Below are 24,170 nucleotides of genomic sequence, written 5' to 3'. Positions count from 1 at the left end.
CGAAAGGGTGAATTCGTTGGGTTCACTTGACCTGGGCCAAGTGTTACATCCCAAGCGGATGAAAACCCCATTCGGCCTGGTGATCGTGAGCGTTACAGGGAACCGGTATGCATTGAGTCATGTTGTCAACGCGGAGGGTCGCTATCTAGTGTGACGAGAGTCGTCATTCTCCGTGACAGAAAGGTCATTGTGGGTTACTGCACGGCTGCCCCACGTCTGCTCGCCGCACCCGGCTTCCCTCGCCGGTGTGCCGAGACCATCCGCTCGGCCCCGTGACGGCCAGGGAAGCGGTGGCGGCTCGACAGGCGGAGACGGCCCTGCCGTTGCTGGCGGAGGACTCCGCGCAGGACGACTGGCCGGTGGACGGGATCCCCGCCCCGGGACCTTGGCGCCTGCTCACCGTCGCCGAGGCGAACGACCTGCTCACCGCCGGGGGCTACGGGCTCTGGGTCGAGCAGGCTCCCGACGGCGACCTGCTGCTGGCCGGTGTCGGAACCGGGATCCCGCTGGGCGCGGAGGCGACCTGGGCCGACCTGTACCGCGCGCTGGTCCGATTACGGCGCACCCGGCGGGTTTTCGACGCGGCGTGGTTGAACCGGCTCACCGGTTCGCTGACCCCGGAGCGCACCCGGCAACCGCGGGTCACCGAGGTCCCGGCCGAGCGCGTCGACCTGCTCTGCGGTACCGACCGCGAGCTGGCGCACCGGGTGCTCGCCTCGTTGCGCGGTCCCGGTACCGGGCCGAAGGTGCCGTTCCCCGAAGCCGGGGTGACCGTCGGCCGACGAGAGCGCGCCGTTCGCGTGCAGGCCATCGACTCCCGCGACCAGGCGTTGCGCGCGCTGCGCGGCTGGGAGCAGTTCGCCTCGGTAGTCGCCGGCGACCCGGAACTGCGGATGCACTGCGCCACCCAGCCGGTCCCGGGAGCGGTGGTCGACACCGGCACCGGGACGACCGCGCTGCTGCGGGTCATCGACCCGGCCCCCGCGCACCCCAGGCATCCGGGCGGCACGATCGCCGCCGACCTCAACGCGCTGCTGCACCCGGACTCCCACGGCGCTCCGAAGCTGCTGAGGGTCGTGCTGGACAACCGGTTCGCGCGTCGCGAGGACGAGCTCGACCACTTCCTGGAGCACTTCGTGCGGCCGCTGCTGCGGGTGTTCCGGCTTGCGCTGGACACCCACGGCCTCGGCCTCTTCGCACTGGACGAGACGGGTTTCGCGGTCGAGCTCTCGCCGGAGTTGCAGGCCACCGGCCGGATCGTGGTCACCGACCACGAGCGGATCACCGCCGAACCGAGCCGCGCGGAGGTCACCACCGGGGTCAGCGCGCTGGTCAGCACGCTGGAACGGCTGGGAGAGGGATTCGCCTCGCTGCGCCCCGGTGACCGCGGCCGCGAGGTGCGCGATGCGGTGTGGCGGGTCATCGGCGAGGAGCTGCGCTACCTCGCTCCGCACACCGCCGAGCTGCTCTCCGGTGAGCAGCCGCTGCAGAGCTACGCGCACACCGTGCCGGAGAGCCAGGACCGCGTGCTCAAGTCGGTGCTCGACCGCGTGCAGCAGGGCACCCGCGAGCGCCGGTGGAACCCGGACGCGCCGCGGCCCGCTGTCGTCATCGACGTCGACCTGTGCGGCCTGATCCCGTTGCAGCGGATCACCGATGCCGCCCGCGCGATCTCCGGACCTCGGCCCGGCGCGCCCGGCGGCATCCTGGAACTGGCCGGCCCGGCGACGCTTCCGGTGCTGCCGACGCACCTGCCCGGCAGCTGGGAGAACTTCGTGCGCTCCGCAGGGCTCGGCGAGCGCTACCCGGCGGTGGACTGGGACGCGCTGCGCGGTGATTTCCTGCGCGCCTTCCAGTCCCGGCCGCGCGAGCGGCTGCGCACCGACAGCGTCAACCCCGGTCTGGCCCGGTTCGTCTGGGACGTGCAGGACGCCGGTGGCCAGGTCGTGTTCTGCACTGCCCGCAAGGAGCGGTTCCGGGGGATCACCGCCGAGCTGCTGGCCGAGGCCGGTGTGCCGGACGCGACACTGCTGGTCGTGCCGAGCGACGTCTCCCGGCCGATCGCCGAGGTCAAGGCGGAGCGGATTCGCGCCCTCGGCGAGCTGGACGTCGTCGCGGTCTTCGACGACGAAGGGGAGAACAGGACGGCGGTGCGCGCGGAGTTCGACGATGCGCTTCCGGTCGCGGTGGAGATCCCGGGCCTGGCCGCGCAGCGGCGGCCGGGCGCTCCCACCGCCGACGACGCCGCGGTGATCGCCACCTTCGAGACGCGGCCCAGCGCGCCGGGCGGACCGAAGCTGTCCAACACGCATTCCCTGGAGGAACTGCAGATCGGCGCGATGCGCCGGAACCGGCTGGCCGGCCGCTGGGCGGTGCACCTCACCGAGGGTGAAACTCAGTCCATCGTGGACTCGATCGTCGCCGACACCGACCGGGCCGCGCAGCGCACCGGTCGTGGTGCGATCGCGAAGTTCGGCCTGGACGAGCACCCGGATGACGTCGAGCGCGTGCTCGCCGCGCTGCACCACGTGCTGACCCGCAAGCAGTTCATCAAGGGTTCGCGCGCCAACTACCAGCTCGCCGACCTCAAGCGGGACGCCGAAACCCCGGTGCGCGGCGGGGCACCGATCGACGTGGTGCTCCTGGGGTTCCCGGTCAAGCAGTGCCTGAACCGGCTCAAGGCGTCCGGCCCGCTGCCCGACCTCGCCGAGCTGGGCGCGATGGCGCGGTTGCGCGAGATGCAGCGCGCGGTCGCAGCCGTGTACCCGCCGGGACTGCACTTCAACATCCTCACCGACGGAAGGCACTTCCGCAGCAGGCCGGCCGCGATCGCCGACGCCTACCAGCGGAAGCTGCGCGAGTACGTGGATCTCGTCGGCATCGGGGACCGGACGACGGTGGCCGACATCGACGAGGTCGCCGAGCAGCGGCTCGGGCCGGGCCTGCCCGCCGAGCGCGCCCGCCGGATCGCGAACTACCGGAAGCTGCTCAGCGATCGGCTGCGCGACTTCGACATCACCGACAACCCGTTGCGCACCCTGGAATCGGTGCACGACTGGTCGATGGCGGAGACCGAGTTCGCGCCGCACGTGATCGGGTTGTTCCGAGAAATACTGATGTCGCTGGTGTACTCGGTTCCGGTGACGGTACCGGCGGGCACCGATCGGCTGGAGTGGTCGGCCGCCCTGTACGCCGACATCTACAACGTCAGCGATCCCAGCGCCTCCGCCGAGGTCCGGCAGGGACGGCGCGCGGTGCTGCGCCGCGCGTGGCACACGGTCATCCGCTACATGGCGACGATGCAGGTCGACGAGGAGTTCGGCTACGAGCGGATGTTCCCGAACCGGGTGCGGTTGACGCTCAGCGCGGTCCGGCAGGGCTGCCTCGGATTCACCTACCTCGGCGGTTCGGGCCTGCTGCCCTGGCAGGGAACCGGAGTCCTCGACCCGCGCGGCCACGTCGCGATCGACTTCGCCATCTCGTTGCTGGACCAGGGTTTCGTCCCGGTCTACTCACCGCTCCTGGGCCCACGCCAACCCTGGGCCATGGTCCCGGCAGACCGGACCCAGCTGATCGAGCCGCCGGAAGTTCCCACCCCGCGCGGAGTTCCACCCCGAGAGGGCCTGAGACTAGAAGCGGACTTCGCCGGAAGAGCACGGCTCCGCAGGAAGTGAGGACAGCGACGAACCTCCGGCAGCCAATCGGCGAAGCCGGTGCTTCCTCCACCACCTGAGCGACTCGCGCCGTCGCGGGTCTTAAAGCGGTGCTGTGGCGAGCACGCCGCGACGGCGTGTACTCGGGACGTGCATGAGTCGCGGCGCGCGGAGGCCCAGCGCCGATCGAGTTCCGGCCCTCGCACCGCCAAGCAGGCTGACCACGAAGTCGTGCAAGCACAGGTCCAAGACCTGGCCGGACACCAGATGCATACCGGCACCAGAGGCGACCAACCGAAGCACGAACGAGGAAAGGCCCTGGGCGCGAGTCGGGGAGGTCGCGTCCAGGGCCTTTTCCACCCCCGGGCCGTTCGGGGAAACGGTGATCCCGGGGTGGTTGGAGTCCGCGGACCGGTACCGGTCGGGGGGAGGGGAGTGCGTCAGCACCGGCCCGCGGAAGTCTTGGGTTGTCACAGCGGTGGAGCTTGGTGGCGGCCGACTCGCGTTGGCCGGGGTCGGGGATTCGCGACTAAGCGCTCATCGGCCGCCACCTGGCGGTTGCTCGGTCCCGGGTCGGGGAGGAGGTGCTGCTGTCCGGGTCCGAGTCCGCCGGCTTACGGCACCGGCGTGGCCGGCTGCAAAGCGTGCGCCGGTCGCAGGTGCCGTGCGGGACGGGGTGCGAGAGCTCCTGCCACCAGGTGTTCGTAGGCCGACTCCCACACCGAGCACGGTGCTCTCGTTGGGCGTCGACGTCCGGAGCACTCTGGGCAGTTGCCCTTCTCGTCGGCTTCGTGCGCGGTGAGCAGCGCCCGCCATCCCGCGGTCAACCGCGGGAGTTCGGAGCGCGCCACGGAGAGCAGGGAGGAGGCGTCCGCGCGGTCGGCGAGCTCGGAAAGAACATCGAGCCGCTCACGCACCGCGCTGCGCAACACCTGCCCCAGGATCTCGTCCATGAGACGTCCACCGTCACTTTCTCGCCTGCGTTGCGGCATCCCGCAACGCCATCGACAACTGACCTGCACCACGGCTTTCGAGTTCCGCGGCATGGCCGGGAGGCCCGACGAGCACCACCTTGTCCCTGTTGACGAGCACGGCCAGGCTCCGATGCGCGTTCGCGACATCGCGGCAGTCGACGTGCCACCAACGACGGCGGTCGGCGGGTGCCGGAACGTGCGGGGTTCCGCCATCCCCCTGCCGCGAGTGCGTCGCTCGAATGTCCATCGTCCTGCCCCAGATCCCGTCCGTGCTCGCTGCTTGCTGATGACTACATTGGTGCCTGGCGGTCGCTTCGCCTAGAGGACAGGCGACGACCGGACCGAAGGCCGCGACGAGCGGTAAGCGGACTTCACCGCAACCGATCACCTCTACCGATACGGGCTTCACCGAGTTGCCGCAGTGCGCTTACTCTGCGACCAACGCCCGTTTGAGAGCGTCAGGGGGTCAAATGAACATCATCGGATCTGGCGGCTCGCCCGTTACACCCGACGTTTGGAACGAGCGGGAGATGCGGGATGCGCTGGCCCGGAGGGACGTCAGCGAGGTCTACCGGCAACTGCGCCGGCACGGGGTCTCGCAGCGGCAGATCGCCGCCTCGACGGGCCAATCCCAGTCCGAGGTGTCAGAGATCCTCAAGGGTCGGCAGGTCATGGCGTATGACGTGCTGGCCCGAATAGCCGACGGGCTCGGCATCCCGCGGGGCTACATGGGCCTCGCCTACGACGGGGCGACCGCCATGCGGGTCGCGAAGGCGACGAACGCCCTGGAAGCTGAGGAGGACGAATCGGTGAAGCGTCGGAAGTTCCTGTCCCACGCGGCCGCGGTGACCATGGGCGCCGCGGTGTTCGGCACCGAAGACAGCGCTTGGGCACCCGCCAACGCCCAAACTCCGGCTCCGGCACGCATCGGCATGACCGATGTGCAGCAGATCCAGGCCGCCACCAAGGCCCTGCGTGACCTCGACTACCGATACGGCGGCGGCACCTGCCGCGACGCCGTGGTCGCCCAGCTCTCGTGGGCCCAGCAGCTGCTGGACTCCACCTCCAGCGATCCCGTGCGCAAGCAGCTGTTCGTGGCGCTGGCGGACATGCACAGCCTGGCCGGCTGGACCTCGTTCGACGTGGGCTTGCTGGACCCGGCGCGCAGCCACTTCGGCCGCGCCCTGGAGTTCGCCAAGCGCGCCGACGACGACAGCCTCGTGGCCAGCGTGCTGTACCGGATGGGCCGGGTCTACCTGCACTACCAGGAGCCCAACGAGGCGTTGAAGCTGTTCCAGCTGGGCCAGATCGCGGCCCAGGAATCAGGTTCTTCGCTGACCGTCGCGGTGTTGTGCGCGAACGAGGCCTGGGCCTACGGGATGCTCAACAAGCCCGACCAGGTGCAGAAGATGGTGGGCCGCACGAAGGACGAGTTCGCCCGCGCCAACGTGGACGACGCTCCGGACTGGGTCCGCTTCTTCACCGAGAACGACCTGCACGGGATGATCGGCTCCGCGCACGACGCGCTGGCGGTGTTCGATCCCAAGAAGCACGCCTCGATCGCGGTCGCCGAGACCATCAAGTGCAACGAGGCCTATGGCGCGGACATGCAGCGGACCCACGTTTTCGGGTTGAGCCTGCAGGCAACCAACCACTTCCGGGCAGGCGACGTTCAGGAGGGCCTGAGGGTCGGGCGCCGTGCGCTGCAGTTCGGTGAGCGTGTGAAGTCCGCCCGGGTCGCCGACCGGCTCAAACCACTGGAGCTGGAAGCGGGCAAGAACCGGGCCAACTCGGATTCCCGTGACCTCTTCGAGGAAGTCCGGCGGTTCCGCCAGGCGTGAGGTCGCCCCGATTCCGGGTGTGACCTGCCGGCGACGTCGGTGTTGAGAACATGAGCATGAAGACATACCAGGTTCAACAGGGTCGAAGCGTCCCACCGGAACTGGAACTGGCGCTGACCGAGATCTGCGAGGCCGTCGGCCTGAACCCGCGTGGCGCCCGGCTGATCAGGTGCATCAACAACGGGGTTTTCCTGCTTCGGGACGAACCCGTGATCGTTCGCGTCGTGCTGTCCTCGTCGTTCGCCCACCGAGCGCGCACCGCCGTCGAGGCCGCGCACTGGCTCGCGATGCACGGGGTGCCCGCGGTCCGGTTGCTCCCGGGGGTGGAGCAACCGGTCAGCTCGGGTGCGCACTGCGCGACGTTGTGGCAGTTCGTGCCCGAGGAGGGTCGGGTGCCGGGCAGCGCCGACCTGGGGAACCTCCTGCGCCAGATGCACTCCCAGCCGCTCGCCGAGGAGACGTTCAAGCCCTGGAAGCCGATGGCCGACATCCGGCGTCGGCTGCGCGACGCGGTGGACATCGACCCGGAGGACCACGCGTTCCTCCAGCAGCGGTGCGATTACCTGGAAGAGCAGCTCGACGGGCTGGAGTTCCCGTTGCCGCGCGCGGTCATCCACGCGGATGCCCACCTGGGCAACGTGATCGGTGGTCCGGACGGCCCTCTGCTGTGCGATCTGGACTCGCTGTGCATCGGGCAGCCGGAGTGGGACCTGACGCCGATCGCGGTGGGCAGCCTGCGGATGGGCTATCCGACCGAGTGGCACCGCGAGCTGGCCGACGCCTACGGCTTCGACATCACGTCGTGGGAGGGCTTCCCGGTGTTGCGCGAGCTGCGCGAACTCAAGATCACCACCGGGGTGCTGCCGATCCTGCGCACCAATCCGAGCGTGCGCGAGCAGCTGAGCTGGCGGCTGCGCACGATCCGGGAAGGCGATCTGGACACCCAGTGGGCGCCGTACAGCTGACGTCTCGTGTGGACGGAAACATCCACTGACGCTTCCGATCCTACCTTGATGCGTCCGATAAGGCGATCTTGGTCGCTTTGCGGTGCCTTTCTGGTCGGTTTTGGTTACAGGATTCGACCTGAAGGGGTAAACCATACGAGCGAACTGGTGCATCGAGTGGTGCTAAGCGGATGGGCTGTCGATGAGGATCGCAGAGTTCTCGCCGGGTGAGCAGGCCCCGCGATCGCGCCGGGACCGGGCGCTCGCCAGCGCACGGCTGCTGGACGAGATCGTGGACGGCCACCTCGAGTCGATGCGACAGCTGCCGCCGGAACTCCGCGAGCCCTACGCCGAGCACCTCGCCGAACTGGTGCTGGTGGCCCAGGCGTACCGGCACTACGCGGCGGGCTGGATCTCGCGTCGGGAACTCCACCGACGCGCCCGCGCCGCGCTCCGGCGGATGGACGAGCCGAACGGGCTCGCTCCGGTGCAGTTCGTCGACGGTGAATGACCGCTCGCAGACTTGCGCGTGTGCGTCTTCCGGACCGTCCTGCGGCCTGTCGGAGAACCGAACCTCCCCGCGGTGACGTGCGGATTCGCCGATCGGTAGTTCTCGGTTTCGGTCAAGCCGAACTTTCGCGCCTCCTCGCGCAGCCGCCATCCGCACACGTGGAAGGCCTGATGAGCGCTGCAATCGTTAAGGAGACGCGGTGTACGCAACCGGCACGCTGCCGGAACGCGCGCTGGAGGACCTCGCGCGCGACTCCCTTCTCGCGAAGTACTGCCTGGTCGGAACCGCACCCCGCGGAACGATCCCGCTGTCGGAGCCGCTGGAACTCGGCGGGGACGAGCTGATCGAGCGCGTCCTGCGGCCGGTGGTGATCACGGTCCGGGGACTGCTGGCGGCCGGGAAGCTCCCGGTGGGCGAGCTCGGCGTGCACCTGGCCAGCGGGCGGGTGGTGGTGCCCGGTCTCGGGCCCGCCGAGCCGGACCGCGTGACCGAGACGATCACCGGGTTGCACCGCAGGTTGACCGCGACCGGCCTGGACGTGGACGGAGTCCTCGCCCGCGAGCTGCGGTTCTGCTCGGCGGGGCTGCTGTCGGTGCTCGCCGGCGAGCACCCGTGGAGCCCTCATCCGCATCACGTCCCCTCCGCCCAGCACGAGCTGCTCCAGCAGGTGTTGCGGCTGGTCAAGGACCGCTCGACCGCGCATCGCAGGGACCCCTCGGCGCCGCGCCCGCTGGTAGCCCTCGATCTGGACTTCTGCGCTTTGCACCCGCGGGCGCGGGTGCGAGCGGCGCTGGCGGCCATCGGCGTGACCGATCGCCTGCCGATGCTGCCCGGCTTGTACGAGCCGGGGTGGCGGCGGTTCCGGGACCTGGCCGGGTTGCCGGAGCACCCGGAGCACGCGGAGTTCCGGCGGGCGATCTCGTGGGACAGGGACGAGCTGCTGACCGACGAGCTCGCGCCCGGCGTGCGGCAGTTCGCCGGTGACGTCGAGCAGGCCGGCGGCCGGGTGGTGCTGGTGACCGGACGTCGGCACCGGATGCGGGCGGCCACCGAGGAGGCGCTGTCCCGGCACGGTCTCGGCCACCTCGACCTGCGCACCAGCGACGAGGGCGCGGACGTCGGCGAGCAGAAGGTCGCCGCGCTGCGCGGCATGACCGGTTGGGAACCGGTGGCCGCCTTCGACGACAAGGCCGCCAACCTCGAAGCCCTCCGCTCGGCGTTCCCGCAGGCCGTGGTGGTGCCGGTCGCGGCGCCGGGGTTCACCGGGGTGGACGAGCCGGACGCCATCGCCACCTTCGAGACGCTGCCGCAGCCGATGCCACTGGGTCGGGGGCACCTGGCTAGACCGGGCTTGTCGCACGCCACCTCGATCGCCCAGCTCCGGCTCGGGGAGATGTGCACCCGGCCCACGTTGTGGCGGCAGGGCGTCCTGCTCTCCGAGGACGAGCAGGCGGAGATCGCGCGCGAACTGTGCCGGAAGGCGGTGGAGACGGGTGCCCGGCTCGGTGACCGGGTGGCGGCCATCGAGTCGGGGACGACGCGAGCGATCTGGCAGGTCATGCAGGCGAAGCTGTTCGGCGCTTCCCGCACGGCGTACCCGTGGGAGCAGGCCGATGACGACCTCTCGCGCGCGGTGGCCGAGGGTGAACCGGCCGAGTTGGTGCTGCTGGGGCCGCCGACGAAGCAGGACGGTTCGCGGTTGAAGGCGCTCGGCGGCTTGCCGGACCTGGCCGAGGTGGCGATGCTCGCCCGGTTGTTGCAGCTCGACACCGCGGTGAGACGGGTGCACCCGCCGGGGATCCGGGTGACCGCGCTGGCTGATCCGAGCCACTTCCGAGTGCGCGACGTCAGCAGGTACCGCGGCTACCAGCGGGAGTTCCGGCGGATGCTGGAGCTGACCGGCGCGGACCGGGTGGTGTGCGTGCGCAACATCGACGAGGCGGCGGCGGAGTTCGGCTGCGGCGACGCGGCCGCGCGCGCCGAGCTGCTGGGCCACCACCGCGACCGCTACCAGTCCGCCGTGGCGGGGCTGGACGTGCGGGTCGATCCGCGCGGTGCGTTGGCCGAGGCCGACGAGCGCGATCCGGGCTGCGCCGGTCAGCCCCGGTTCGCGGAGATGTTCCGCTCGATCGTGCACGCGGTCGACGTCCCGAACGCCGGCGACGAGCCGGTGGAGTTCTCCCGCCGGGTCTACACCGCCCCGTTCGACCTCGACGATCCGGAACTGGGCGGGACACGCCGCGAGCTGCTGGCCCTCGCCTGGGACGAGACGATCACGTACCTGGCGAACAAGCACGTCGACGCCGAGCTCGACTACGCCGCGATGTGGCGGCGCGACCGGGTCCGGATGAGCCTGTCGCTCCGGCCGGAGCAGGGCCGGTTCCGCTTCGTGCCGCTGGGCGGTTCGGCGGTGATGCCGTGGCAGGGGACCGCGGCGCTGGGCAGGGGGTACGAGGTCTCGACGGACTTCGCGATCTCGCTGATCGACCAGGCCCACCTCCCGGTCTGGGGGCCGGAGGGCGGGCCGCAGCCGTGGTTCATGGTTCCGCCGAGCTTGATTCGCGATGGTTCTCTCGACCGCGGGGTCGCGGAGGCGGTGCAGCTCCGCACGAAGTGATCAACAATTCGCGCGAGAATCGGAACGCCGAATTCCACAAGAATCGTGATCGGGACTCCCGTTGGAGAACGGGATCTTTGCAATTCCGCGGAAGCGAAGCGGGAGGGCACCCGGACTCGGAGAAGATCCGGACACCCTCCCGTGGATTCACTTCTTCGGTGCGCCCAGGCGCAGGGCCAGGACGAGCCCGAGGATCACGACCAGGACCGCACCGCCGATCCACGGCCAGATGGGCATCCCACCGGAGTCCGATCCCGCCTGGTCAGCCGGCTGACCGGAGCCCTGCCCGCCCTGCGGGCCGGGGGCCGGGGTGCCTCCGCCGGGGGCGGTGAGGGTGAAGCTGACCTTGCCCGGAACTGGGTGCCCGTCGCTGGACAGGATCCGGTAACCCACGGTGTAGGTACCGGCCGGTCCGAGCTCGCGGACCGGGGCGATGACCGAATTGCCCTCGACCCGAGCCGGTCCGTCCGCCCAGAACGAGCCGTCCGGACCCACCACGTTGACGCTGTTGTAGGACTCGCCCGCGCGGACCGGCTGGTCGAAGGTCAACCGGACCTCGCGCGGGCCGGCGGACAGCTGCGCGCCCTCGGCCGGGTCGCTGCCGACCATCACGTTGTGCGCGAGCGCCGGCGCGGCACCGCCGATGAGCGAGACCAGCGCGAACGCGCCGACGGTCAGCAGCCGCCTCATGACGCGTCCCCACCGGAACGACGTCCGCGCAGCAGGGCGCCGGCACCGACGCCGAGGCCCAGCCCACCGACGAGCAGTCCGGTACCGCCGAGGTAGCGGGCCGTGTCGTCCGCCGATCCGTGCTGGTCGGCTTCCTGGCCGCCCGATCCGGACGGCGTTCCGCCGTGGCTGTGGCCGCCGGCTTCCGCGGCGATCAGCTTCACCACCGGTGACGGGTGCTCCGGCTCTTCGCCCCCGGGGGGCGTCGGCTGGTTCCACTCCACGACCTTGCCGTTGTCGTAGGTCTGGGTGGTGGGCAGCATCAGCTCGTCGGCGTTCTCCGGCAGCGCTCCCAGCGTGGCTTCGAACTCGTTGAACTCGTTCGGGCCGATCCGGGTGCCCGGCTGCGCGGTCCAAGTGATGCTGCGGACCGCCTCGGTGACTTGCGCGCCGTCCACCATGACCGGCGGGATCTGCGCCTTCTCGACCTGCGCGGTCCAGCCGGGGACCGGCTTGGTGCGCACCGAGCTCAGCGGGTGCTGCTCGGGGAGCGTGACCTTGATCTGGACGGTTCCGGCCACCGGGTCCTCGTTGGGGACGCGGAACGCGATCTTCGCGTAGCCGCCCTTCTCCGCCTCCTCAGGCTGTGCGCTCACGTGCGCGTAGGCGGGAGCGGTACCCATTGCGAGGGCGAGACCGCCCACGGTGATCCAACTCGCGGACCGCGCCAAGAATTGATCTGTCGACATGTTCTCTTGTACTCTCCCGTGTCCATCGGATAATCGCGCGCGCGTATGCGTGATTCATCGGAATAGCAATGTTCGATCGGCGATATACACCGGATCGTTGCTTTCTGCGGGAGATTTCGGTGGTCCACGGCGTGCGTGAATCCGCTGGAAGATCAGTTGCGCGAGGGTCCGCGGAACCGGCGCGGGGACGCAGACCGCAGGCGGTGGCGTCACAACCGGTAACGGCGTCGTCTTCCTGGGGAAGATCGCTTGCAACAACCGGGTGACCACGAACAGTGCCCGTTCGGCATGAGCCATGACCAGCGCCGTCAGCAGCGTGACGATCACGTGGCCGAGTGTCATCAGCCACGGTGAGACCGGGATCGGCGGTGGCCCGTGGAGGTGCCCGGGACCGTGGTGGCCGAGGGCGGTCAGCTCGAGAAAGAAGTGAAGTGCCAGTTGGCTGACCGCGAGAGCCCCTAGAATGCCCGACGACCCGCGCTTGCGATCAGCGAGTGCCACCCCGGCACCGGTCAGCAGAACGGTGATCACGACGGTCGTTCCCAGACCTGGGAGCGACCCGCCCGCGGCCGCGTGAGCGGCTACGGACAGTGACGCCGCTGTGCAGGCCAAACCGGCACCGCGCAGGACGCGCAGAGCGCCCTGCGTCGGTGTCAGACGAGCCTTCACGGTTGGTCAGTCTAGGTGTCGGTTCGGCCACGCTGACCGCAGGTGAGCTTGCCTTGTTAACCCGATTGGGTCACGGTTTATAGGTTGCCGACGATTTGGAGCCACCGACTGCCCGAATGCGCGGTTCGATTGGTTCGAAAACGTCGTAACCGACGACGGAGAGGAGGGGGCGTCGCCGAAAGTCGGCGCCGATACCTGTGTCGACCGAAATTGAACGAAGCGGTGGACCCGCCAAGGGCGGTCAATCCTCCGAACCAGACGCCGAGTTCCTCGGCAAACCCAGAACGGACTGGGTCGTCTTCGGTGTCACTGCGCTCATCATGTTCTTGGTGGTCGCTTGGGGCGCTCTGGCGACCGATTCGCTCAGCACTGCCTCCTCGGCAGCGCTGACCTGGCTGATCAAGAACACCGGTTGGGGCTTCGTGCTCGCGGCCACCGGGTTCGTCGTCTTCGCCCTGTTCCTCGCCTTCAGCAAGTACGGCAGGATCCCGCTGGGCGGGGACGACGAGGGACCCGAGTTCCGCACGGTGTCCTGGATCGCCATGATGTTCAGCGCCGGTATGGGCATCGGTCTGATGTTCTACGGGGTGAGCGAGCCGCTGAGCCACTTCGTGGACCCGCCTCCGGGCACCGTCCCGGGCGAGAGCGAAGCGGCCATCAACACGGCCATGTCGACCTCGCTGTTCCACTGGACCCTCCACCCGTGGGCGATCTACGCGGTGGCGGGTCTGGCGATCGCCTACAGCAGCTTCCGCCGCGGCCGCAAGCAGACCATCTCGGGCGTCTTCACGCCGCTGATCGGCAAGAAGGCCGCCGAGGGTCCGCTGGGCAAGGTCATCGACATCCTGGCGCTGTTCGCGACGCTGTTCGGCTCCGCGGCCTCGCTGGGTCTCGGTGCGCTGCAGATCAAGGCCGGTATGCAGGCGGCGAAGTGGCCGATCGGTGAGGCCGGCACCAACGTGCTGGTCGGCATCATCGCCGTGCTGACGCTCTGCTTCATCCTCTCCGCGGTCTCGGGTGTGGAGAAGGGCATCCAGTGGCTGTCCAACATCAACATGGTGCTGGCCGCCATCCTGGCGCTGTTCGTCTTCATCCTCGGCCCGACCGTGTTCATCCTGGACCTGCTGCCCACCGCGGTCGGTTCCTACATGAGCGAGTTCGGACAGATGGCCTCCCGCGCCGGTGCCACCGGTGGCGCGGAGATGCAGGACTGGCTGAGCAGCTGGACCGTCTTCTACTGGGCCTGGTGGATCTCCTGGACGCCCTTCGTGGGCATGTTCATCGCCCGGATCAGCCGGGGCCGCACGATCCGCCAGTTCATCGGCGGCGTGCTGCTGGTGCCCAGCGTCGTGAGCCTCGTGTGGTTCGCGATCTTCGGTGGTGCCTCGATCGACGCCCAGAAGGGTGGCACGAACGTGTACGGCGACGGCAGCGCGGAGGCGCAGACCTTCGCGGTGCTCGACCACCTGCCGCTGGCGCTGGTCACCGCTGTCCTGGTGATGGTCCTGGTCGCGATCTTCTTCGTCTCCGGTGCCGACGCCGCGTCCATCGTGATGGGCACGCTGTCGCAGCGGGGCGCGATCGAGCCCAGCAAGTGGGTCGTCATCTTCTGGGGTGCCGCCACCGGTGCGGTCGCCGCGGTGATGCTGGTGATCGGCCAGGACAAGGCGCTGGAAGGCATCCAGAACCTCACGTTCATCGGCGCCCTGCCGTTCGCGATCGTGATGATCTTCATGTGCGTGGCCATGCTCAAGGACCTGCGCTCCGACGACATCACCGTTCGCGACCAGAAGGGCGTAGAGATGCTCGAGCAGGCCGTCATCGCCGGCACTGAAGAGCACGACGGCGAGTTCCAGCTGGTGACGACCCCTGCGGAACCCTCTGGCGAGGAGTCCGGATCGGCGGAAGCCGACAAGAAAGAGTAAACAATTGAATCTCCTGGACTACGTTGCATCCAGGTGGCAATCGTTACTGGTGAACTCGTACCAGCACGTCAGCATGGTGGTTCAGTGCATCCTGCTGGCAACGATCATCGGCGTCCTGGTCGGGGTTGCGGTCTACCGCAGCCCCGCCGGGGCGGCGATCGCCACCGCTCTCTCCAGCGCGATCCTGACGATGCCGTCCTTCGCGCTCTTCGGCCTCCTGATCCCGGTGTTGGGCCTGGGCGTGGCCCCGTCGGTGGTGACGCTCGTGCTCTACGCGCTGCTGCCGATCGTGCGGAACACGATCGTCGGCCTGTCCAACGTCGACCAGCCGATCCTGGACGCGGCGCGAGGGATCGGCATGAACCGGTTCAGCGTTCTCACCCGCGTCGAACTCCGCCTCTCCTGGCCGGCGATCCTCGCCGGCATGCGGGTGAGCGCCCAGATGTTGATGGGCATCGCCGCCATCGCCGCCTACGCCAAGGGTCCGGGTCTCGGGAACCTGCTGTTCATGGGCCTGGGCCAGCTGGGCGGCGCGAACGCGCTGAACATGGCCCTCGCAGGCACGGTCGGGGTGATCATCCTGGCGCTGGTGCTCGACGCCTTGTTCGTGCTGCTCGGGCGGTTGACGACTTCGAGAGGTATCCGTGGCTGAGGACGAGAAGAAGGCCGCCGGGCACGGCGTGGAGATCAAGCTCGAAGAGGTCTCCAAGCGCTACCCGGGGCAGAAGCAGGCGGCCGTCGAGTCGGTGACCATGACGATCCCCGCGGGGGAGACGGTGGTGCTGGTCGGACCCTCGGGTTCCGGCAAGACGACCACCATGCGCATGATCAACCGCTTGATCGAGCCGACCTCCGGCAAGATCACCATCGGTGGGCAGGACGTGCTCGGCCTGGACGCGGACAAGCTGCGTCGCGAGATCGGCTACTCGATCCAGCAGGCGGGGCTGTTCCCGCACATGACCGTCGGCGACAACGTCGGCATGGTCCCGGGCCTCGTCGGCTGGGACTCCAAGCGCACCTCCGAGCGCGTGGACCAGATGCTCGACCTGGTCAACCTCGACCCGGCCGAGTACCGGGGCCGCTACCCGCGGCAGCTCTCCGGTGGGCAGCAGCAGCGCGTCGGCGTGGCCCGCGCGCTCGCGGCCAACCCGCCGGTGCTGCTGATGGACGAGCCGTTCGGCGCGGTGGACCCGATCACCCGCGGTGTGCTGCAGGACGAGCTCATGCGCCTGCAGGCAGACCTGGGTAAAACGATCGTGTTCGTCACGCACGACTTCGACGAGGCGGTGAAGCTCGGCGACCGGATCGCGGTGCTGGGCGAGCGCTCGAAGATCCTGCAGTACGACACCCCGGAAGCGATCCTGACCAACCCGGCCGACGACACCGTCGCCGGATTCGTCGGGGCGGGCGCGGCCCTCAAGCAGCTCACGCTGCGCCGCGTGCGCGAGATCGAGGTCGGCGAAGTTCCGACCGCGGCGGTCGACGACGCACCTTCGGTGCTGCGCGAACGTCTGGGCACCCGCCGTGGCGCGATCGGCTTGGTGCTCGACAAGCGCAACCGTCCGCTGCGCTGGGCGACCGCTCGCGAGGCGGGCTCGGTCTCGGACCTGTCGCGGGCCGGGCGTCCGGTGGAGGACTCGGTGTCGCGGGCCTCGACGCTGCAGGACGCCCTCGAGGCGATCCTGACCGACGACGACGGGGTGGCCGTGGTCGTGGGCTCTCGCGGTGAGTACGTCGGCGTGGTCGACATCGACACCGTGATGAACACGATCAAGGCGCTGCGCGAGGAGAACGCTACCGACGACGTGGAGGAGCTCGCGGGATCGGAAGCTGCCGGGTCTGGGGCTGACGCCTCATGAGCAGCACTTTCGCTTCCGACTCCGGGTTAGGGCGGGCCGAGCGGCTGCGGCTGCTGGCGCAGCCGGTGACCGTGGTGGTGCTGGTCGCGGCGGTGCTGGTCTGGGCGTTCACCAGGGACAACGACGAGGTGACGCTGCGAAGCCTCAACTCGACGACGATCCTGAGCCTGACCTGGACGCACTTCCTGATCAGCATCGCGGTGGCTCTGATCGTGGTGCTCGTCGCGGTTCCTCTGGGCGTGATGCTCAGCCGGAGCTGGGCGCGCCGCATCGCACCGCTGGTGATCGGCATCGCCAACATCGGCCAGGCGGCGCCCTCGATGGGTCTGCTGGTGCTGTTCTTCCTTTTCACCGGTGGTTCCACCGGGTTCTGGATCGCGACCCTGCCGATCGCCTTCTACGCGCTGCTGCCGGTCCTGCGCAACACCATCGTGGGGTTGCAGTCGGTGGACGCGTCGCTGGTCGACGCGGGTCGCGGCATCGGCATGTCCGGTTCGAGCGTGCTGATGCGCATCGAGATGCCGCTGGCCGTGCCGTTCATCCTCGCCGGTCTGCGGACCGCGCTGGTGCTGGCGGTGGGAACCGCGACGCTGGCGCTGTTCGTCGGCGCGGGTGGCCTCGGTGAGCTCATCGACACCGGTTACAAGCTCAACGACTACACGGTCATGATCGTCGGCTCGGTGCTGGCGATGTCGCTGGCGCTGCTGGTCGACTGGCTCGGCGCGCTGGCCGAGACCTACCTGTCGCCGAGGGGGTTGCGATGAATCTCCGCAAGCGCAGTCGGGCGCTGGGAGTGGCCTCGCTGGCGATGGCCGGGTTGATGCTGTCGGGATGCGGTCTCAGCTCGGGTTCGTCGGTTCCGCTGGCGGTGGAGCCGGGCATCATCCAGCCCGTTCCGGAGCTGGAGGGCCAGACGATCACGGTGGGTTCGAAGAACTTCACGGAGCAGCTCATCATGGGCTACCTCGGCGAGTTCGCGCTGGCCGCGGCCGGTGCCAACGTGCGGGACCTGACCTCCATCCAGGGCTCGACCACCGCGCGCAACGCGCTGACCAACGACCAGATCGACATCCTCTGGGACTACACGGGCACGTCCTGGGTCAACTACAACGGCAACACCGACCCGATCCCGGACGCCCGCGCCCAGTTCGAGGCCGTCAAGGAGCAGGACCTCGAACGCAACGGGGTGGCCTGGGTCGCGGTCGACTACCAGGTGGACAACACCTACGCGTTCGCCGTGAACCAGGACGCCGCCAAGCGCCTGGGCGTGCAGAAGAACTCGGACATCCCGAAGATCATGGCCGAGCACCCGGAGGACGCCACGTTCTGCGTGGACACCGAGTTCGCCAGCCGCAACGACGGCCTGCCGGGCGTGGAGGAGACCTACGGGTTCAAGACCGACCCCAGCAAGGTCAAGGTCCTCACCGAGGGTGCGATCTACCAGGCCACGGCCCAGGGGACGTGCACGTTCGGCGAGGTGTTCACCACCGACGGCCGGATCAAGTCGCTGAACCTGAAGGTGCTGGCCGACGACAAGCAGTTCTTCCCCCGGTACAACATCGGAGTCACCCTCCGCGACGAGATGCTCAAGCGCTACCCGCAGTTGGCGCAGGTCTTCCAGCCGATCTCGGAGAGGTTGACCAACGAGGAACTGATGAAGCTCAACGCGCAGGTCGACGTCGAAGGCCGGGACCCGGCCGACGTCGCGCGGGAATGGATGGTCGAACAGGGCCTGGTGAAGATCCCCGGTCAAGGCTGATCCACGCTGCGAGTGTGGTGGGGCGTCTCCTCCGGAGGAGACGCCCCACCACCGTCTTCACCCGGTGGGCACGCCGAAGCGGGTGAGCAGTTCGTCCTCGATGCGTGAGAGCTCCTGGTCGACCGCGCGGTGGGTGGACTTGCGGCGCGGCGAGGGCATCCGCTCGGCGGCGCGGACCGCGCTGGTCAGCTGGGCCAGGCGGGCTTCGGCCTGGTCGGCGTAGGTCCTGGCGTGGCCGCGTTCCTCACCGGTGGACTGCTCGCGCAGGTCGCGCAGGGCGACCGAGTCGCCGGCGATGCGGGCGTGCAACGAGGCGCCGTGGCCGGTGAACTTGCCGAGGTCGTCCACCGGGACTCCCAACTTGCGGGCGCGGGAGCGGTCGTAGCTCTCGCGCACCGTCCTCACCGCGCGCAGCACGAACGGCAGGAGCAACGGACCGACGATCTTGGCGATCCCGATGATCTTCTTGGTGTTGCCCGGCGTGACCGTCCCGAACTCGCCCTTCTTGATCGCCTTCGCCGTTCGCTTGTCGGCCTTGAGCAGCGCCTTCGCCGCCTTCTTGCCGACCGCCGCGGACGTCAGCGGCGGAGGCGTCGCGGGGTCGGCCTGCTGGACGGGAGCGCTCCGGGCGGCCTCCATCTCGGCGGCTTTCATCTCGGCGGCCTTGCTGCGGGCCGCCGCCGCCTTCCGCGCTGCCTCGTCGACTTGGCGTCGTGCCATGTTCTCGGCCTTCGCCTTCTTGACGGCGCACTTGCGGCACCCCCGCTGGGCACCCTGAGCGATCTTCCCGCGTCGCCTGGCGAGTCTCCTCACCGCGCACACCTCCCCGGATCCGCGAATTCCCAGCACCGCGATCACCATAAGTCCGGATGGACCAGCGCACGAAAGCAGAACGCGATCGGGTGTGCACCTGGCGTGGTCATAGCAGGCATGCGGTGTCACCGGGGTGATGGGCGCGGCTGTCGGGGCCACCGCATACCCTTTACCCGTGAAGGACGAGGTGCTGCTCGACGCAGGCGTGGTGACGCGTTGCCGTCGACGCGTGCACCTGGAGAACGACCCGGCGATGCGCGATGTCTCGACCGCGCCGCTGGACCTGGGCGTCGAGCAGCGCATCGCCGACGCCGCTGAACACCGCCGCTCCGTGGCCGCCCAGCTGGGCGAGCTGCTGGGAGCGGACTGGACCGAGATCCCACGCGGAGTGCCCTACGCCGACCGCGCGCGGCTCACCCTCGACGCGATGGGCGAGGGCGTCCCCCACATCTCCGGTGCGCAGCTGCCCGACGACGCCGAGGGCGGTCGCCGCGGCGCGATCGACCTGCTGGTGCGCAGCGGCAACGGTTACGTCCCGGTCCTGGTGGTCCGGCACAAGATCACCGACCCCGGCAGCGGGGCGAAGGTCTCGCCGATCGAGCGACCGGTGCCCGAGGCCGCGAAGGTCGACAAGACCCGCAAGGTCCGGCCGCAGCCCCGCGACCAGCTCCGGCTGGTGCACGCGGTCCGGCTGCTGGAGGCGTGCGGGTACGGCGCGGGGGACCGCACCGCGGGCGCGATCGGCGTGGAAGCCGACGTGGTCGTCTGGCACGACCTGCGCACCCCGAACTGGCCCGGCGGGCGCACCGCGCTCGCCGAGTACGACGCGCGCTTCGGCGACCGGCTCGCGGTGGCCACCGCCGCCGCCCAGGGCGACGAACCGCTGGCTCAGCCCTCCCGGATCACCGAGTGCCGCGGCTGCCCGTGGTGGCCGACCTGCGAGTCCCAGCTGCGCGACCGGCGCGACGTGAGCCTGGTGGTGCGCGGCGAGGACGCCACAGTGCTGCGCGAACGGGGCATCGCCACGATCGACCAGCTGGCGGGCACACCGCTGGAGAGCGCCGAGGACCTGCAGCTCACGGGCGTGCGCAACACCGATGCGATCCTGCTGGCCAAGGCGTGGCTGCGGGAGATGCCGCTGGTGCGGCGGGTCCGCGATCTCGACCTGCCGCGCGGTGACGTCGAGGTCGACGTGGACATGGAGAGCTATGCCGACGCCGGCGCCTACATGTGGGGCTGCTGGCTGTCCGGCACCGACATCGGCGAGGAGCAGGGCTACCGGGCGTTCGTCACCTGGGAGCCGCTGCCGGACGACGACGAAGCCCGGTCCTTCGCGGAGTTCTGGACCTGGTTCACCGGTGTCCGCCGCAAGGCGTTCGAGCGCGGCCTGAGCTTCCGGGCCTACTGCTACAACGAGCTGGCGGAGAACCGCTGGATGCTGGCCTCGGCCGAGCGCTTCGCGGGCAAGCCCGGTGTTCCGCCGGTCTCCGAGGTCAAGGAGTTCATCAACTCCGCCGAGTGGGTCGACCTGTTCGCGGTGGTCCGCGACCAGTTCCTGTGCCCGAACGGCAAGGGCCTCAAGGTGATCGCCCCCAGCGCCGGGTTCGGCTGGCGCGATCCGGAGGCGAGCGGCGAGAACTCGATGCGCTGGTACCGCGACGCGGTCGCGCTGGACGGTGGCGAGCGGGACCTCACGCAGCGCGAACGCCTCCTCACCTACAACGAGGACGACGTCCGCGCCACGTACACCATCCGAACCTGGATGACCTCCGACGCGGCGGACCAGATCCCCTTCGCCGAAGACCTCTGACGCACCACCACGCGAGGTCTTCCCGAGCGGTGAGGCAGTCCTGGTCCGAACCACCGGGCGAAGCGGTCACCGATCATGATCGGTTCGGAGGATCACCGGGGGGCCATGCGGAGGGCTCCGTCCATGCGGATGACCTCGCCGTTGAGGTAGTCGTGCTCGACGATGTCCAGCGCCAGCTGGGCGTAGTCCTCCGGGGTTCCGAGGCGCTTGGGGAACGGGACGCCGTCGGCCAGGCCCTGCCGGAACTCCTCGCTGACGGTTGCCAGCATCGGGGTGTCCACGATGCCCGGTGCGATGGTCATGACCCGGATCCCGCTCGATGACAGGTCGCGGGCGGCAGGCAGGGTCAGGCTCGCGACGCCGCCCTTGGACGCGGCGTAGGCGGCCTGCCCGATCTGGCCGTCGTAGGCCGCCACCGACGCGGTGTTGATCACGACGCCGCGCTGCCCGTGCTGGTCGGCCTCGGTCTCGCCGATCGCGGCGGCGGCCAGCCGCATGACGTTGAAGCTTCCGAGCAGGTTGATCTCCAAGACCTTGCGGAACAGGTCGAGGTCGTGCACGCCCTTGCGGCCGGCGATGCGGGCGGACGGGCCGATTCCCGCGCAGTTCACCACGATCCGCAGCGGGTTGCCGGATCCCGCGGCCTGGTCGACAGCGGTCTGCACCTGGTCGGCATCGGTGACGTCGGCCGCGGTGTAGGTGATGCCGTCGGCGATCGGAGCCTTCTCGACCGCGCCCGGCAGGTCCAGCGCGAACACCTTCGCGCCCCGCCCGGCCAGCGCCCGCGCAGTCGCGGCCCCGAGCCCGGAGGCACCTCCGGTGACGATCGCTGCGGTGTCGGTGATCTGCATTGTCGCTGTTCCTCCGTGAGATCTCGTGGTCACTCCGCTCGGCGAGCTGCTCCGGTGGTGCGAGCGGCTCCGCCCTGGTCACGCCGCCGGGCAGATGCCGTTCAGCGTCGCGAGGTCGTCCGGTCCCGGAACCCAGTTCGCGCTCCGCGCGTTGGCCTGGACCTGGTCGGGGGTGGTGGCTCCGGCGATGACCGAGGCGACCGGGTCCTGCGCGGCGAGCCAGCCGAGCGCCACGGTGCTCATCGTGGTGCCGCGCTGCTCGGCGAAGATCCGCAGCTTCTCGATCCGCTCCCACGGAGCGTCGGCCAGCAGCTGCGCGCGTCCGGCCAGCCTGCTGTCGGCCGGAGGCATCTGGTCTCGCCGGTACTTGCCGGTCAGCAGGCCGTTGGCCAGCGGGAAGTACGGCAGCAGTCCGAGCCCGAATCGCTGCGCGGCGGGCACGACCTCGCGTTCCACCTCGCGCGAGAGCAGCGAGTAGTGGTGCTGGCTGGACACCGGCGCGGTCAGGCCCGCCGAGTTCGCCGTCCAGGACGCGTCGGCGACCTGCCAGCCGGGCAGGTTGCAGTGCCCGACGTAGCGGATCTTGCCCTCGCGGACCAGGTCGTCGAGCACCGAGAGGGTTTCCTCCAGCGGTGTCAGCGGGTCCGGCCGGTGCAGCTGGTACAGGTCGATCCAGTCGGTCCCCAGCCGCCGCAGCGAGGACTCCACCGCACGGCGCACGTAGCGGCGGGAACCGCGGGCCCCGAAGTCCGGTCCGTTGGTGCCCTGCATGTCCATGCCGAACTTGGTGGCGATGACCGCCAGGTCGCGCCGCCCGGACAGCGACTGCCCGAGCAACTCCTCGCTGCGTCCGCGAGGTGATCCGTAGGCGTCGGCCACGTCGAAGAAGGTGATGCCGGCATCCAGCGCCGCGTCGACGACGGCGCGGGCTCCGGCGAGGGTTTCGGTGGCGGTACCGGGTCTTCCGAGGTTGTTGCAGCCGAGACCGACCGCGCTCACCGCTAGACCCGAGTCCCCCAGACGTCGCTGATCCACGGGCGCAGCCTAAACGGCAGGTTCCCAACTCGTCACCTGCGACATATAGCTCGTGAACTCTGAGCGAAGCGGGTTTTCCCAGCTCGAAGATGTGCCACGATCGATTTTCGAGGGGGCAGAGGCGACCGCCTGGTCGTACGAGGTGAAGGGGTTGGGGCCTGTGTTCGCCCGTCGAATCGTCGTTGTCGGCACCGGGTACGTCGGACTGACCACCGGTGCGTGTCTGGCTTCGCTCGGCCACCGGGTGGTGTGCAGCGACGTCAACGAGGAGAAGGTCGCCGAGCTCTCCCGCGGCGAGGTCCGCATCCACGAGCCCGGCCTGGCCGAGCTGGTGCAGGAGGGGATCGCCGCCGGGCGACTGGAGTTCGTCGTCGGTTCCGCCGGTGCGGTCGCCGAGGCCGAGGTCGTGTTCCTGTGCGTGCCGACCCCGATGGGTTCTGGCGGCGCCGCAGACCTGGCCGTGGTGGAGGCCGTCGCCCGCGAGGTCCGCGACGTGCTGCCCACCGGGTGCGTGATGGTCACCAAGTCGACGGTCCCGGTGGGGACCTCCAAGCGGCTCGCCGAGCACCTGGGCCGCGAGGACGTCGCGGTGGTCAGCAACCCCGAGTTCCTGCGCGAGGGTTCGGCGGTGCACGACTTCCTCAACCCGGACCGCATCGTCGTCGGCTCCGACACCCAGGACGCCGCTGAGCGCGTCGCCGCCCTCTACGCCCGGCTGGGTGCGCCGACGGTGCTCACCGACGCGGCGAGCGCGGAGATGGTGAAGTACGCGGCGAACTGCTTCCTGGCCACCAAGCTGTCCTACGTCAACGCGATCGCGGAGCTGTGCGAGCAGCTGGGCGCCGACATCACCGACGTCACCGAGGGCATGGGCTACGACCGGCGGATCGGCCAGTCGTTCCTGCAGCCGGGACCGGGCTGGGGCGGCTCCTGCCTGCCCAAGGACACCGCGGCGCTGCTGCAGGTGGCCGAGGCGGTCGAGTTCGACTTCCCGCTGCTGCAGGCCACCATCTCGTCCAACTCCCACCAGCGGCAGCGGATGGTCGGCAAGGTCCGCGAGGCGTGCGGCGGTTCGCTGGACGGCGAGCGGATCGGGCTGCTGGGCCTGACGTTCAAGGCGGGCACCGACGACCTGCGCGACTCGCCCGCCCTGGAGGTCGCCCAGCTGCTGGGTGAGCAGGGCGCCGAGCTGATCGCCTACGACCCGGGGCTGCGCGGCGACGAACCGGAGCTGCCCGCCGGGCTGACGCTGGTCGACGACCCGTACCAGGCGGCGAAGGGAGCGTCGGCGCTGGTGCTGCTCACCGAGTGGCAGGAGTTCCGCGCCCTGGACTGGAACCTCATCGCCGAAGCCCTCAACGGCCTGGACGTCGTCGACACCCGCAACCACCTCGACCCCGACGTCCTCCGCCGAGCTGGCCTCTCCTGGCGAGGAGTCGGCCGAACCCCGGTCGCCGCTCTCCCCTGACCCAACCGTCCCCTTCCCCGAAC

Annotated in this window: 19 protein-coding genes; 12 read left to right on the top strand and 7 right to left on the bottom strand. The window is 69.6% G+C overall.

Annotated elements, in window-relative coordinates; translation table 11 throughout:
• Window positions 1–272 precede the first annotated feature (272 nt).
• The gene (locus tag E1161_RS21965; RefSeq protein WP_235875216.1) at window positions 273–3,674 is read left to right on the top strand and encodes an L-tyrosine/L-tryptophan isonitrile synthase family protein; all 3,402 of its coding nucleotides are present in this window, start codon (window positions 273–275) and stop codon (window positions 3,672–3,674) included.
• 593 nt (window positions 3,675–4,267) lie between these two features.
• On the opposite strand, the gene E1161_RS21960 is transcribed toward E1161_RS21965, so the two are convergent.
• A complete protein-coding gene (locus E1161_RS21960; RefSeq protein ID WP_132626293.1) occupies window positions 4,268–4,606 on the bottom strand; it encodes a hypothetical protein in 339 nt (112 codons plus the stop codon).
• A 491-nt stretch (window positions 4,607–5,097) separates the two neighbouring features.
• On the opposite strand from E1161_RS21960, the gene E1161_RS21950 reads away from it, so the two are divergent.
• From E1161_RS21950 to E1161_RS21935, 4 genes are all read left to right on the top strand, one after another.
• A complete protein-coding gene (locus E1161_RS21950; protein ID WP_132626291.1) occupies window positions 5,098–6,468 on the top strand; it encodes a helix-turn-helix domain-containing protein in 1,371 nt (456 codons plus the stop codon).
• Window positions 6,469–6,524: 56 nt separating this feature from the next.
• Window positions 6,525–7,433, top strand: coding sequence for a phosphotransferase enzyme family protein (locus tag E1161_RS21945; protein WP_132626289.1), 909 nt, complete (start codon window positions 6,525–6,527; stop codon window positions 7,431–7,433).
• A 181-nt stretch (window positions 7,434–7,614) separates the two neighbouring features.
• Complete coding sequence (locus E1161_RS21940) at window positions 7,615–7,923, top strand: hypothetical protein (RefSeq protein ID WP_132626287.1); 309 nt, start codon at window positions 7,615–7,617, stop codon at window positions 7,921–7,923.
• Between the two features lie 199 nt (window positions 7,924–8,122).
• Window positions 8,123–10,540, top strand: coding sequence for an L-tyrosine/L-tryptophan isonitrile synthase family protein (locus E1161_RS21935; protein WP_132626285.1), 2,418 nt, complete (start codon window positions 8,123–8,125; stop codon window positions 10,538–10,540).
• Between the two features lie 147 nt (window positions 10,541–10,687).
• On the opposite strand, the gene E1161_RS21930 is transcribed toward E1161_RS21935, so the two are convergent.
• The 3 genes from E1161_RS21930 to E1161_RS21920 form a co-directional block, all read right to left on the bottom strand.
• Window positions 10,688–11,230: a copper resistance CopC family protein gene (locus E1161_RS21930; protein ID WP_132626283.1), complete on the bottom strand. Its 543-nt coding sequence runs from the start codon at window positions 11,228–11,230 to the stop codon at window positions 10,688–10,690.
• Window positions 11,227–11,865 (bottom strand): YcnI family copper-binding membrane protein, encoded by a 639-nt coding sequence (locus E1161_RS21925; protein ID WP_235875215.1) that lies wholly within the window; start codon window positions 11,863–11,865, stop codon window positions 11,227–11,229. The genes E1161_RS21930 and E1161_RS21925 overlap by 4 nt, the downstream gene beginning before the upstream one ends.
• Before the next feature lie 147 nt (window positions 11,866–12,012).
• Complete coding sequence (locus E1161_RS21920; RefSeq protein ID WP_132626279.1) at window positions 12,013–12,489, bottom strand: hypothetical protein; 477 nt, start codon at window positions 12,487–12,489, stop codon at window positions 12,013–12,015.
• A 458-nt stretch (window positions 12,490–12,947) separates the two neighbouring features.
• On the opposite strand from E1161_RS21920, the gene E1161_RS21915 reads away from it, so the two are divergent.
• From E1161_RS21915 to E1161_RS21895, 5 genes are read left to right on the top strand one after another with little or no spacing between them, the layout of a single operon-like run.
• Window positions 12,948–14,552 carry a BCCT family transporter gene (locus E1161_RS21915; protein WP_207920341.1) on the top strand — a complete coding sequence of 535 codons (1,605 nt, stop codon included), beginning with the start codon at window positions 12,948–12,950 and terminating at the stop codon, window positions 14,550–14,552.
• 4 nt (window positions 14,553–14,556) lie between these two features.
• On the top strand, window positions 14,557–15,204 hold the full coding sequence (locus E1161_RS21910) for an ABC transporter permease (protein ID WP_132626275.1): 648 nt from the start codon (window positions 14,557–14,559) through the stop codon (window positions 15,202–15,204).
• Window positions 15,197–16,411, top strand: a complete 1,215-nt coding sequence (locus tag E1161_RS21905) for an ABC transporter ATP-binding protein (RefSeq protein WP_132626273.1) — start codon at window positions 15,197–15,199, stop codon at window positions 16,409–16,411. The genes E1161_RS21910 and E1161_RS21905 overlap by 8 nt, the downstream gene beginning before the upstream one ends.
• A complete protein-coding gene (locus E1161_RS21900) occupies window positions 16,408–17,175 on the top strand; it encodes an ABC transporter permease (RefSeq protein WP_132626271.1) in 768 nt (255 codons plus the stop codon). Before E1161_RS21905 ends, E1161_RS21900 begins: the two co-directional genes overlap by 4 nt.
• Window positions 17,172–18,170, top strand: coding sequence for a glycine betaine ABC transporter substrate-binding protein (locus E1161_RS21895; RefSeq protein WP_235875214.1), 999 nt, complete (start codon window positions 17,172–17,174; stop codon window positions 18,168–18,170). The genes E1161_RS21900 and E1161_RS21895 overlap by 4 nt, the downstream gene beginning before the upstream one ends.
• 57 nt (window positions 18,171–18,227) lie before the next feature.
• Here the strand turns inward: E1161_RS21895 and E1161_RS21890 are convergent, their stop codons facing one another.
• Window positions 18,228–18,983: a DUF6474 family protein gene (locus E1161_RS21890; RefSeq protein WP_235875213.1), complete on the bottom strand. Its 756-nt coding sequence runs from the start codon at window positions 18,981–18,983 to the stop codon at window positions 18,228–18,230.
• A gap of 175 nt (window positions 18,984–19,158) precedes the next feature.
• Here E1161_RS21890 and E1161_RS21885 point away from each other — a divergent pair, with 175 nt between their 5' ends.
• Window positions 19,159–20,793, top strand: coding sequence for a TM0106 family RecB-like putative nuclease (locus E1161_RS21885; RefSeq protein WP_132626269.1), 1,635 nt, complete (start codon window positions 19,159–19,161; stop codon window positions 20,791–20,793).
• Window positions 20,794–20,885: 92 nt separating this feature from the next.
• Here the strand turns inward: E1161_RS21885 and E1161_RS21880 are convergent, their stop codons facing one another.
• Window positions 20,886–21,644 (bottom strand): SDR family NAD(P)-dependent oxidoreductase, encoded by a 759-nt coding sequence (locus tag E1161_RS21880; RefSeq protein ID WP_132626267.1) that lies wholly within the window; start codon window positions 21,642–21,644, stop codon window positions 20,886–20,888.
• Between the two features lie 78 nt (window positions 21,645–21,722).
• On the bottom strand, window positions 21,723–22,679 hold the full coding sequence (locus E1161_RS21875) for an aldo/keto reductase (protein WP_132626265.1): 957 nt from the start codon (window positions 22,677–22,679) through the stop codon (window positions 21,723–21,725).
• Between the two features lie 160 nt (window positions 22,680–22,839).
• Here E1161_RS21875 and E1161_RS21870 point away from each other — a divergent pair, with 160 nt between their 5' ends.
• Window positions 22,840–24,147, top strand: coding sequence for a UDP-glucose dehydrogenase family protein (locus E1161_RS21870; protein ID WP_132626339.1), 1,308 nt, complete (start codon window positions 22,840–22,842; stop codon window positions 24,145–24,147).
• The last annotated feature ends 23 nt before the right edge of the window (window positions 24,148–24,170 follow it).

This window comes from Saccharopolyspora aridisoli (assembly GCF_004348445.1).
Taxonomy (GTDB): Bacteria; Actinomycetota; Actinomycetes; order Mycobacteriales; family Pseudonocardiaceae; genus Saccharopolyspora; species Saccharopolyspora aridisoli.
The sequence above is the reverse complement of the archived record's forward strand: the minus strand, read 5'-3'. Positions and strand labels throughout refer to the sequence as shown.

What these genes read in the sequence shown, in the direction of transcription:
- E1161_RS21960 (WP_132626293.1), bottom strand. Translation starts at nt 4,606, where the DNA reads ATGGACGAGATCCTGGGGCAGGTGTTGCGCAGCGCGGTGCGTGAGCGG.
- E1161_RS21940 (WP_132626287.1), top strand. Translation starts at nt 7,615, where the DNA reads ATGAGGATCGCAGAGTTCTCGCCGGGTGAGCAGGCCCCGCGATCGCGC.
- E1161_RS21930 (WP_132626283.1), bottom strand. Translation starts at nt 11,230, where the DNA reads ATGAGGCGGCTGCTGACCGTCGGCGCGTTCGCGCTGGTCTCGCTCATC.
- E1161_RS21895 (WP_235875214.1), top strand. Translation starts at nt 17,172, where the DNA reads ATGAATCTCCGCAAGCGCAGTCGGGCGCTGGGAGTGGCCTCGCTGGCG.
- E1161_RS21945 (WP_132626289.1), top strand. Translation starts at nt 6,525, where the DNA reads ATGAAGACATACCAGGTTCAACAGGGTCGAAGCGTCCCACCGGAACTG.
- E1161_RS21900 (WP_132626271.1), top strand. Translation starts at nt 16,408, where the DNA reads ATGAGCAGCACTTTCGCTTCCGACTCCGGGTTAGGGCGGGCCGAGCGG.
- E1161_RS21950 (WP_132626291.1), top strand. Translation starts at nt 5,098, where the DNA reads ATGAACATCATCGGATCTGGCGGCTCGCCCGTTACACCCGACGTTTGG.
- E1161_RS21880 (WP_132626267.1), bottom strand. Translation starts at nt 21,644, where the DNA reads ATGCAGATCACCGACACCGCAGCGATCGTCACCGGAGGTGCCTCCGGG.
- E1161_RS21915 (WP_207920341.1), top strand. Translation starts at nt 12,948, where the DNA reads ATGTTCTTGGTGGTCGCTTGGGGCGCTCTGGCGACCGATTCGCTCAGC.